The organism is Actinacidiphila glaucinigra, from assembly GCF_035918135.1.
Lineage (GTDB): Bacteria > Actinomycetota > Actinomycetes > Streptomycetales > Streptomycetaceae > Actinacidiphila > Actinacidiphila glaucinigra.
This window is the reverse complement of the sequence record NZ_CP109144.1, coordinates 5,460,189-5,471,348: the sequence shown is the minus strand read 5'-3', so window position 1 is coordinate 5,471,348 and position 11,160 is coordinate 5,460,189. Positions and strand designations below refer to the sequence as shown.

Sequence of the window (11,160 nt, the reverse complement as noted above, 5' to 3'; positions counted from 1 at the left end):
TCCACATGCCCCGCTTCTCCGTCATCGTCCCGGTCCACCAGGTGCAGGGCTACCTGCGCGCCTGCCTCGACTCGGTGCTGTCGCAGTCACTGCCCGACCTCGAGGTGATCGCGGTCGACGACCGCTCGCCGGACCACTGCGGCCGCATCCTCGACGAGTACGCGGCCCGCGACTCACGGGTGATCGCGCTGCACCACGAGGAGAACCAGGGTGTGGGGCGGGCCCGCAACACCGGCGCGGAGCGCGCCACCGGCGACTACCTGCTCTTCCTCGACGGCGACGACACCCTCGCCCCCGGCTCCCTGGAGGCGGTCGCCGAGCGGCTGAAGCAGGACGGCGACCCGGACATCCTCTACTTCGACCATGTGCGCACCTACTGGTGGGAGGCGGCCGAGAAGAGCGTCTTCGGGGGGCTGCTCGCCTCCGCCGGCACCGACGTCTTCCGGATCACCGAACGCCCCGAGTTCCTGCGGCTGTTCGCGATGACCTCCAACCGCGTCTACCGCCGCGCCTTCTACGGGGAGCACGGCTTCTCCTTCAGCGACGGCATCTACGAGGACGCCCTCGTCTCCTACAAGACGATGCTCAGCGCCGAACGGATCTCCTGCCTGGCCCGGGTCGTGCTGGAGTACCGGCAGCGGCGCAGCGGCGCCAGCACCCGCAGCCCGGGCCGCAACCACTTCGTCATCCTCGACCAGTACACCCGGCTCTTCGACTTCCTCGACGCGCCCGGCCGCGAGCACCTCGCGCCACTGCGGCCGATGCTGTTCGAACGGGCCGTCAGCCACTTCCTGTTCTGCCTCGGCAACCCCGACCGGATCCCGCGACGGCTGCGCGGCGAGTTCTTCCGGCTCGCGGCCCGCTGGTACGCCCGCCACCTCCCGGAGGGCTTCGCACCGCCCGCCGACAAGGCCCTCGGCTACGCGCGGCTGGCCCGCGGCAGCTGGCTGCTGGCCCGGCTGGGAGACGTGCCGCGCGGGGCCCGCAAGGAGCTGACCCGGCGCAGGCGGTGGCTGCGCCGGCAGGTCGCGCAGCGGGCCAAGGCCGCCCTGTACGCCTACCACCTGCGGCGGCCGCTCGACCCCAACCTCGCGGTGTACTCGGCGTACTGGGACCGCGGGGTGTTCTGCAACCCGGCCGCGATCTACCACAAGGCGCGGGAGATCGCCCCGGGCGTCCACGGGGTGTGGCTGGTCCGCAAGTCCGACGTGCCGCGGGTGCCCAAGGGCGTGGACTACGTCGTGCCGCGCACCCGGCGCTACTGGCGGCTGATGGCCCGGGCCACGTACCTGATCAGCAACGTCAACTTCCCCAACGACGTCCGCAAGCGGCCCGGCAGCGTCCACCTGCAGACCCACCACGGCACCCCGCTGAAGAAGATGGGCATCGACCAGCAGCGCTACCCCGCCTCGGCCAAGGGCATGAGCTTCCGACGGCTGCTGGAACGGGTCGACCGCTGGGACTACAGCCTGTCCTCCAACCCGCACTCCAGCGAGATCTGGGAGCGCGTCTACCCCTCCTCCTGGCAGCACCTGGAGACCGGCTACCCGCGCAACGACGTCTTCCTGACAGCCGGCGCCGCCGAGGTCGCCCACGCCCGCGCGGCCCTGGGCATCGCCCCCGGCCGCACCGCGGTCCTGTACGCGCCGACGACCCGCGACTACCAGCGGAACTTCGTGCCGCGGCTGGACGTGGAGCGGGTGTGCCGGGCGCTCGGCGAGGACTTCGTCCTGCTGACCCGCATCCACTACTTCCACGGCGAGGACGCCCGGCTGAAGGCACTGCACGAGGAGGGGCTGCTGGTCGACGTGTCCCGGCACCCGTCGGTCGAGCAGCTGTGCCTGGCGGCCGACGCCCTCGTCACCGACTACTCGTCGATCATGTTCGACTACGCGCTCCTCGACCGTCCCATCGTCGTCCACGCCGACGACTGGCCGGTCTACCGGGCCAGCCGCGGCGTCTACTTCGACCTGCTGTCCGGCGCCCCCGGCGAGACCCCCGGCGCGGTCTCCACCAGCGACGACGAACTGATCGCGGCCTTCCGCGACGGCGCCTGGAACAGCCCGGAGGCGGCCCGGCTGCGGGCCGCGTTCCGCCGCCGCTTCTGCGCCTTCGACGACGGCCGGGCCGCCGAGCGGGTCGTACGGCGGGTCTTCCTCGGCGAGACCGAGCCACTGCCCCTCGCTCCGCTGGAGGCCCGCACCCCCGCACCGGCGCCGGCGCTCCTGGCGGGCGCCGGTGCCCTGGAGGAGCCGCGCTCCGGCCCGCAGGAGGCCGCCGCACAGCCGTAGCGGCGCCCCGTACGGGCCCCGCCGGGATGCAGCCGCGCCCCTCACGATCAAGCATCGAGAGGACGAGGTGACAAGCGGACGACGGCCGGGAGGGCTGCGGTGACCGGCGTGCTGACCCAGCGGGACTGGCGGACCCAGGCGTACGAACTGCGGGATGCGCGCCGGCCCACGCCGTACCTGATCCTCGGCACCCTCTTCTGGGCGCTGGTCGCCTACCGGACCTGGCAGTCCCCCCTCGCCTCCGACTTCGGGCAGCACGCCGCCGCGATCGAGCGGATCGCCGCCGACTGGCTGCACCCGGCCAACCCGCTGCTCGACGTGCCGGGCACCGGCAGCCCCTACTTCACCCCGTACACCGTGGTGCTGGGGCTGCTGTCGAAGCTGACCGGCGTACCGGGCTGGCAACTGCTCAAGGGGTGCGGCCCGGTCAACCTGGCGCTGATCGTCACCGGCATCGGCGCCTTCACCCGGGTGCTGAGCCGCCGGCGCTGGGCGCCGGTGCTGGCGCTCGCCGCGTTCGTCCTGCTGTGGGGACCCCAGCACAAGGAGTGGAGCGGCTTCCTCGGCCTGCAGTCGATGATCAGGGGGCTGACCTACCCCAGCGCCTTCACCGTCGGTGTGACGTTCTGGGTGTGGGCGCTCACCGCGCGGGCGGCCCGGCGCGGCGTCGCCGGGACATGGCTGCACGCCTGGCTCGGACTGCTCATCGGGACCGTGCTGCTGGTGCACCCCTTCACGGCGATGGGCACCGTCATCGGCGTGGTCGCCATCGTCATCGGCATGCAGCGCATGCCGGTCGCCGCCGGCGTCCTCGGCCGCTGGGCGCTGACCGGCGCGGTCGCCTTCGCCGTCGCCGCCTGGTGGCCCTACTTCAGCCTCTCCTCACTGCTCGGCGACCCCACCGTCGACGACGTCCACCGGCGGCTGTACGCGAACCTGTGGCAGTGGTACGGCCTGGCCCTGGCCGGGCTGCCGGCCCTGCTGTGCCGGCTGCGGGTGAACCGCTTCGACCCGCTGGTGCTGATGTTCGCCGCGGACTGCGCCGTCGCCGCGTACGGCTGGCTCAGCGGCTCCTACTCCTTCGGGCGGATCTTCGGGCTGCTGCTGGTGCCGCTGCAGTTCGCCCTGGCGGTCGAGCTGGCCGAGGCCCCGCCGTGGACCGGGCTGCGCCGCGTGCTGGCACCGCTGGCGGCGGTCGCGGCCTGCGCGGGACTGCTCGCGCAGGCGGGCGCGGTCGTCCCGGCACGCTACGTCCCTCCCGCGCTGCACCTGCAGCGGCTGAGCACCTGGCCCGGCTACCTGTGGGCGCAGACGCACATCGCCGTCGGCGACGTCCTGCTGACCGACGGGTACAACCCCAAGCACGTCATGCCCGCCTACGGCGTGTTCCTCGTCTCACCGGCCTGGCCGGACCCGTCGACCACGGCGGCCGACCGCGAGCGCCGCGAGGCCGACGTACGCGCCTACCTGGCCCCCGCGACGCCCGTGGAGCAGCGCCTGGACATCGCCCGCCGCTACCACGTGAAATGGGTGATGACCGAGCCCGGCGAGCCGGCCCCGCCGGGGGGCGTCCAGGTCGCCCAGGGCCCGCGCACCGGTGAGCGGCTGTACCGGGTCGGCTGAGCCCTTCCACGCGGCAGGGGCCGGGGAGCGTGCTCCCCGGCCCCTGCCGTCGTCCTGTCGCGGTCGTACCGCGTCAGCGGCGGGCGCGCAGCAGCGAGCGGATCGTCCGCATCGCCACCGACAGGTTCGCCAGGTCGAAGCTCTCCGAGCCCTGGATCTCGTCCAGCGTCGTCCTGGCACGCCCGATCAGCGCGCTGTTGGACTCCTCCCACGCCTGGTAGCGCTGCTCCGGGGTGGAGGAGCCGTTGCCGACCGACAGCACGTCCTGGGTGAGCGCCGCGTGCGCCGCGAACAGGTCCTCGCGGATCGACGCACGGGCCATGGAGTGCCAGCGGTCGGCGCGCGGCAGCTCGATGATCCGGTCGAGCAGCTGCGTGATCTGCAACCGGTCGGCGAGGTCGTAGTAGACCTCGGCGACGGCCAGCGGGTCCTTGCCGGTGCGGTCGGCGACGTCGACGATGTCGAGCGTCGGGAAGGCCGAGGAGAGCCCGGCGACGCGCGTCGCCAGCTCCTCCGGCACGCCCGCGCCGGTCAGCTCGTCGTGGATCGACTCGTACCACTCCAGATCCGCGCCGCGCAGCAGCTTCGGCAGCACCGCCCACACCGTGGCGACGCCCTCGCGGAAGAAGTCGATCGTCTCGGCGATCGCCAGCGGCTGCTGCCGGTTGTTCAGCAGCCAGCGGGTGCCCCGCTCGACCAGCCGCCGCGAGTGCAGCCGGATCCGGGTCTGGACGTCGGCCGGGACGACCGTGTCCAGCGCCTCCACCTCGTCCCAGATGCCGCCCAGGGCGAAGATGGCGCGGGCCGCGGTGTGCGCCCGCACGATCTCCTCCGTGGTGGCCCCGGTCTCCTCCTTGAAGCGGTGCAGGAAGGTGGTGCCGCCGGTGTTGACGGTGTCGTTGACCAGCACCGTCGTCACGATCTCGCGCCGCAGCGCGTGCGCGGCGATCTGCCCCTGGAACCGCTCGTGCAGCGCCTTGGGGAAGTACGCGTCGAGCAGCTGCCGCAGGTACGGATCGTCGGGCAGGCCGGTGCCGAGCAGCTCCTCCGCCACGGTGATCTTCGTGTAGGCGAGGAGGACGGCCATCTCCGGGAGGGTCAGGCCGTGGCCGGCGTTCAGCCGCTCGCGGATCTGCCGGTCGGAGGGCAGGAACTCCAGGGCCCGGTCCAGCTTGCCCTCGCGGACCAGCTTGCGCAGGTAGCGCTGGTGGGCGTGGAGCAGGCTGGCGGACTGGGCCATGCCGTTGGCCAGGGCCACGTTCTGCGCGTAGTTGTTGCGCAGCACCAGGGCACCGACCTCGTCGGTCATCTCGGCCAGCAGCGAGTTGCGCTGCTTGACCGTCATGTCGCCGTCGGCGACGACCGCGTTGACCAGGATCTTGATGTTGACCTCGTGGTCGGAGGCGTCCACACCGGCGCTGTTGTCGATCGCGTCGGTGTTGACCCGGCCGCCGGACTGGGCGAACTCGATCCGGCCCAGCTGGGTCAGGCCCAGGTTGCCGCCCTCGCCGACGACCTTGACGCGCAGCTCCCCGCCGTCCACGCGGATCGCGTCGTTGGCCTTGTCGCCGACGTCCGGGTGGGTCTCGGCGGCGGCCTTCACATAGGTGCCGATGCCGCCGTTCCACAGCAGGTCCACCGGGGCCTTGAGGATCGCCCTCATCAGGTCGGCCGGGGTCATCTTCGCCACCGGCTGGTCGATGCCGAGCGCCTTGCGGATCTGCGGGGTGAGCGTGATCGCCTTGGCGCTGCGCGGGAAGACCCCGCCGCCGTGCGAGATCAGCTTGGTGTCGTAGTCCGCCCACGAGGAGCGCGGCAGCTCGAACATCCGGCGGCGCTCGGCGAACGAGGTCGCCGCGTCCGGCACGGGGTCGATGAAGATGTGCCGGTGGTCGAAGGCGGCGACCAGCCGGATGTGCTCGCTGAGCAGCATGCCGTTGCCGAAGACGTCACCGGACATGTCGCCGACGCCGACGACGGTGAAGTCCTCGCTCTGGGTGTCGTGGCCCATCTCGCGGAAGTGCCGCTTGACCGACTCCCACGCGCCGCGGGCGGTGATCCCCATCTTCTTGTGGTCGTAGCCGACCGAGCCGCCGGAGGCGAAGGCGTCGCCCAGCCAGAAGCCGTAGGAGGTGGCGACCTCGTTGGCGATGTCCGAGAACGACGCGGTGCCCTTGTCGGCGGCGACCACCAGGTAGGTGTCGTCGCCGTCGTGGCGGACCACGTCGGCCGGCGGCACGACCTGGCCGCCGACCAGGTTGTCGGTGACGTCGAGCAGACCGGAGATGAACGTCTTGTAGGACGCGATGCCCTCCGCCAGCCACGCCTCGCGGTCGGCGGACGGGTCCGGCAGCTGCTTGGCGACGAAGCCGCCCTTGGCGCCGACCGGCACGATGACGGTGTTCTTCACCATCTGCGCCTTGACCAGGCCGAGGATCTCGGTACGGAAGTCCTCGCGCCGGTCGGACCAGCGCAGGCCGCCGCGGGCGACCTTGCCGAAGCGCAGGTGCACGCCCTCCACGCGCGGCGAGTACACCCAGATCTCGTACGCCGGGCGCGGCGCGGGCAGGTCCGGGATCGCCTGCGGGTCGAACTTCATCGACACGTAGGAGTGCGGCTTGCCGCCGTCGGCGCGCTGGAAGTAGTTGGTCCGCAGCGTCGCCTTGATCAGGGTCAGGAAGGAGCGCAGGATGCGGTCCTCGTCCAGGCTGGCGACCTGCTCCAGGGCGGCGTCCACCTCCTCCAGCAGGGCGTCCGTCAGCTCGCTGCCGGCCCGCTGGTGGTCCGGGGAGAGCCGGGCCTGGAAGAGGTTGACCAGCAGCCGGGTGGTGTGGACGTTGTTGCGGAGGGTGTCCTCCATGTAGTCCTGGGAGAAGGCCGTGCCGGCCTGCCGCAGGTACTTGGCGTACGCCCGCAGCACCATCGCCTGGCGCCAGGTCAGCCCGGCCCGCAGCACCAGGGAGTTGAATCCGTCGTTCTCGGCCTGCCCGGTCCAGGTCGCGGTGAAGGCGTCCTGGAAGCGCTCACGGGCGTCGTCGCCGAGGTCGCCCAGCGAGGGGTCGATGCGCAGCCCGAAGTCGTAGATCCAGGCGCGGGTGCCGTCGGCGCGGCGCATCTCGTACGGGCGCTCGTCGATGACCTCGACGCCCAGGCGCTGCAGCACGGGCAGCACCGCGGACAGCGAGACGGGGGCGCCGGTGCGGTAGATCTTGAAGCGGCGCTCGTCGGGAGCGGCGCCGACCGGCTCGTACAGGCTGAGGCAGAAGTCCTCGCCGTTGAGCCGCTCCAGGTGCTGCAGGTCCGCGACGGCCGCGCGGGGCGTGAAGTCGGCGCGGTAGCCGTCGGGGAAGGCGTGCGCGTAGCGGCGGGTCAGCTCGGCCGCGCGCTCCTCTCCGCACTCCGAGGTCAGCGCCTCGGCGAAGCCGTCCGCCCAGGAGCGGGCCGCGTCGGCGAGCCGGTTCTCGATCCGCTCGACGTCGCGCTCGGTCAGGTGCGGCAGCGCGGTGCCGGACGCGACGCGGACCACGAAGTGCAGCCGGGAGAGCACCGACTCGGTGTTCCAGGCGGTGAAGTCGGCGGTGACGCCGTTCAGCTCCTCCTTGAGGATGTCCGTCAGCCGCAGCCGCACGCCCGTGGTGTAGCGGTCGCGGGGCAGGTAGACCAGCGCCGAGAAGTAGCGGCCGTACTCGTCCTGGCGCAGGAACAGCCGCAGCCGGCGGCGCTCCTGCAGGTAGAGCACGCTGGTGACGATCTCGCGCAGCTCGTCCGGCCCGGTCTGGAACAGCTCGTCGCGCGGGTAGGTCTCCAGGATCTGCAGCAGGTCGCGGCCGTCGTGGCTGTCCGGCGAGAAGCCCGCGCCGTCCAGCACCTCCTGCACCTTGCGGCGGATCACCGGCACGCGGCGCACGGACTCGGTGTAGGCGGCCGAGGAGAACAGGCCGAGGAAGCGGCGTTCGCCGACGACGTTGCCGTCGGCGTCGAACTTCTTCACCCCGATGTAGTCGAGGTAGGACGGGCGGTGCACGGTGGAGCGGCTGTTGGCCTTGGTGAGGATCAGCAGCTTGTGCTCGCGGGCCTTCTTGCGGGCGTCCGCGGGCAGCCGGTTGAAGGACGGCGAGACCGCCTGGCCGCTCTCGGACTCCTCCACGCGGTGCTGCGGGTCGGAGCGCAGGATGCCGAGCCCGGTGCCGGGGACGGCGGTGAGCACGTCCTCCTCGCCCTCGGGGGTGGTCTCCGTGGTCAGCGCGTACTCACGGTAGCCGAGGAAGGTGAAGTGGTCCTCGGAGAGCCAGCGCAGCAGCTCCCAGGCCTCGCCGACCTCCTGCTCGGGCAGCGCGGGCGGGGTCGCGGCCAGCTCGTCGGCGATGCGCAGCGCGCCGTCGCGCATCTTCTGCCAGTCCTCGACGGTCTCGCGGACGTCGGACAGGACCCGGCGCAGGTCCGTGGTGATCTGCTTCAGGTCCTCGCGGTCGGTCTCGCGGTCGATCTCCACGTGGATCCAGGACTCGACCAGCACGTCGTGCGGCACACCGGAGGCGTCGCCCGGCGCGGCGTCCAGCACCTCCAGCAGCTTCCCGGTCACGTCACGGCGCACCAGCATCTGCGGGTGGACGACGACGTGGATCGCGCGGTCCTGCCGGGACAGCTCGTTGGTGACGGAGTCGACCAGGAACGGCATGTCGTCGGTGACCACCTCGACGACGGTGTGGCTGCACGTCCAGCCGTTCTCCTCCACCGAGGGGGTGTGCACGCGGACGTTGGCCGTCCCCTGCGGGCGCACCTCGGCGAGACGGTGGTGGGACACGGCGGCGCCGAAGACGTCCACCGGGTCGCGGTCGAGCAGGTCCTCCGGGGCGCTGTGCAGGTAGTAGCGCTGAAGGAAGGCTCCCAGCGCCTCCTTCTCGAGGCCCTGGCCAGGTTGTCCCCCCGCCGGGCTGTTCTCAGCTACCCGGGCCGCCCGTGCGAGCAGCTCGGCCTTTGCTTCGTCCAGCTTGGTCTGCATGTCCTCATGCTCCTGTCGCGCGCCATTGCGTGACGTAGGTGATGGTGATCGATGGATCAGCGCTGATCACGCTGTAAGGCTATCGCTACGGCCGGGGGGGCTGTCAGGGGCTCTTTGTGTACAAAACCACGAACCAATCTTTGACGAACTGGACAGTCCGGTCGGGCGGGTGCAGGTTGAGGAGGGGAACGTCACGAGGATGTTCCGGGACGTTCACACGACATCGGCGCGGGACGGCAGGGCAGCAGCAGCACGCAGCGGACGGACAGCAGACGGACAGCAGACGGCGAGAGGCGGGACACCCAGCCATGGCCACCAAGATCCTGATCGTGACCGGCGACGCGGCGGAATCGCTGGAAGTCATGTACCCGTACCAACGGCTCCTCGAAGAGGGGTACGAGGTGCACATCGCGGCCCCCAGCCGCAAGAAGCTCAGGTTCGTCGTCCACGACTTCGAGGAGGGCTTCGACACCTACACCGAGAAGCCCGGCTACACCTGGCCGGCCGACCTGTCCTTCGCGGACGTCGAACCCGGCGAGTACGCGGCCGTGGTCATCCCCGGCGGGCGCGCCCCGGAGTACCTGCGCAACGACCCGGAGCTGCGCAAGGTCCTCAAGGCGTTCTTCGACGCCGACAAACCCGTCGCGCAGATCTGCCACGGCCCCCTGCTGACGGCCGCTGTGGGCGCCCTCAGCGGGCGCCGTGTCACCGCCTACCCGGCGCTGGAGATGGACATGGAGGCGGCCGGCGCGAGCTTCCAGGACTCCGAGGCCGTCGTCGACGGCGTCGTGGTCTCCTCGCGGGCCTGGCCGGACCACCCGGCGTGGATGCGCGAGTTCCTCACCGTGCTGCGCTCCAAGGCGCCGGTGACCTGACGGCCGGCTGCCCGGGTCCCCCGCGGGGGACCCGGGCAGCCGGGCGCGCGCCGGGGATCGGGGCCGTCAGGCGTGGGGCGGGCTCAGGCGGCGACGAGGGCCTCGGCGGTCTCCACGGCCTGCTCCAGGGTGTCCACCACGGGCACCCCCGCGGTCTCCAGGCTGGCCCGGCTGTGCGAGCCGCCGGTGTAGAGCACCGCCATGGCCCCGACGTGGCGGGCGGCCACGGCGTCGTCGACGGCGTCGCCGATGACCACCATGCGGTCCGCCGCTATGCCCTCCATCGCCGCGACGTGCCGCGCCATCTGCTCGGACTTGCCGCTGTGGCTGCCCTGGGTGCGGCCGTCCACCCGAAGGAAGTGGTTCTCGATGCCGTGCGTGCGCAGGATCGGTATCAGCTGATCGTGGGGCGCCAGGGAGCACAGCGACTGCGTCAGCCCCTCGTAGCGGCGCCGCGCCAGGATCTCCGCCGCCCCCTCGGCGAGGCCGCACGTACCGGCGAGGGTCCAGTAGTGGCGATGGAAGATGTCGTCCATCACCTCCCACTCCTCGTCGGTGGGCAGCCGGCCCATGAGCCGTTCGTAGAACAGGGGGACCGGCACGCAGTACAGCTCGCGGTAACGCTCCAGCGTGATCCGCGGCAGCCCGATCTCGGCGAAGGAGGCGTTGGTCGCCTCGATCACCGCGTCGATGTCATGGAGCAGCGTGCCGTTCCAGTCCCACACGAGATGCGCGTTCACACCCGAAACCGTACCCAGACCCCATGTCCCCAAGGCAAGTGCCCAGGTCAAATCCACTCGGGGCGTGTTCGCGCGGTCACCTCACGCAATGAGCGAGGTGATCTCCTGAGTGGCGTACCAGAGCAGCTCGTGGTCCTCGGCCCCGTCGACGGTGAAGCGGGCGTCGTCGTCGCCCGCGTCGGCCGCGCCGAGGGCGTCGGCGGCCGCCGTGACGTCCTGCTCGGCATCGTCGGCGTCGGCGTGGACGGCGGCCGCCCTCGTCATCGGCACGGGTGCGGCCAGCCGCACCGCGCCCAGCGCCGAGGGGTCCAGGCCGCGGTCGGGGTCGAAGGCGACGGCGCCGTCGGCGACGTCCACCGCGACCACCACGCGGCGCCTGGGCGCGTCCGGGGTGGCGGCCAGCTGGCGCAGGGAGGCCTGGGCGGCGCGCGTGAGCGCGGCGTACTCCAGTTCCTCGATGTCGTCGGAGACGTACCACTCGCGCAGGCTCGGGGTGACGGCGAAGGCGTCCAGCGGGGCGGGGCCCAGCTCACCCGCCTTGTGCGCCTCGGCCAGGCCTGGAAGGGTCGTGGGGATGTAGACGCGCATGGCGTCAGCATAAGGGCGCACCACCCCTGATAGGTGAATCC

The 11,160-nt window shown here is 71.7% G+C and carries 6 protein-coding genes; 3 read left to right on the top strand and 3 right to left on the bottom strand.

Annotated elements, in window-relative coordinates; all coding sequences use genetic code 11:
• The first annotated feature begins 5 nt into the window (after window positions 1-5).
• Both OIE69_RS24575 and OIE69_RS24570 read left to right on the top strand, forming a co-directional pair.
• The gene (locus OIE69_RS24575) at window positions 6-2,291 is read left to right on the top strand and encodes a bifunctional glycosyltransferase/CDP-glycerol:glycerophosphate glycerophosphotransferase (protein ID WP_326575659.1); all 2,286 of its coding nucleotides are present in this window, start codon (window positions 6-8) and stop codon (window positions 2,289-2,291) included.
• Window positions 2,292-2,390: 99 nt separating this feature from the next.
• On the top strand, window positions 2,391-3,914 hold the full coding sequence (locus tag OIE69_RS24570) for a hypothetical protein (RefSeq protein ID WP_326575657.1): 1,524 nt from the start codon (window positions 2,391-2,393) through the stop codon (window positions 3,912-3,914).
• A gap of 73 nt (window positions 3,915-3,987) precedes the next feature.
• On the opposite strand, the gene OIE69_RS24565 is transcribed toward OIE69_RS24570, so the two are convergent.
• Window positions 3,988-8,916, bottom strand: a complete 4,929-nt coding sequence (locus tag OIE69_RS24565; RefSeq protein ID WP_326575655.1) for an NAD-glutamate dehydrogenase — start codon at window positions 8,914-8,916, stop codon at window positions 3,988-3,990.
• 308 nt (window positions 8,917-9,224) lie between these two features.
• Between OIE69_RS24565 and OIE69_RS24560 the strand changes: the two genes are divergently transcribed.
• A complete protein-coding gene (locus tag OIE69_RS24560; protein ID WP_326575653.1) occupies window positions 9,225-9,791 on the top strand; it encodes a DJ-1/PfpI family protein in 567 nt (188 codons plus the stop codon).
• Between the two features lie 83 nt (window positions 9,792-9,874).
• On the opposite strand, the gene OIE69_RS24555 is transcribed toward OIE69_RS24560, so the two are convergent.
• Both OIE69_RS24555 and OIE69_RS24550 read right to left on the bottom strand, forming a co-directional pair.
• Window positions 9,875-10,531 (bottom strand): HAD family hydrolase, encoded by a 657-nt coding sequence (locus OIE69_RS24555; protein ID WP_326575651.1) that lies wholly within the window; start codon window positions 10,529-10,531, stop codon window positions 9,875-9,877.
• Between the two features lie 81 nt (window positions 10,532-10,612).
• Entirely contained in the window at window positions 10,613-11,119 is a 507-nt protein-coding gene (locus OIE69_RS24550) for a DUF6912 family protein (RefSeq protein WP_089228810.1), read from the bottom strand.
• Window positions 11,120-11,160 lie beyond the last annotated feature (41 nt).

Coding starts and splice junctions, on each gene's coding strand:
- OIE69_RS24560 (WP_326575653.1), top strand. CDS start 9,225: ATGGCCACCAAGATCCTGATCGTGACCGGCGACGCGGCGGAATCGCTG.
- OIE69_RS24575 (WP_326575659.1), top strand. CDS start 6: ATGCCCCGCTTCTCCGTCATCGTCCCGGTCCACCAGGTGCAGGGCTAC.
- OIE69_RS24550 (WP_089228810.1), bottom strand. CDS start 11,119: ATGCGCGTCTACATCCCCACGACCCTTCCAGGCCTGGCCGAGGCGCAC.
- OIE69_RS24565 (WP_326575655.1), bottom strand. CDS start 8,916: ATGCAGACCAAGCTGGACGAAGCAAAGGCCGAGCTGCTCGCACGGGCG.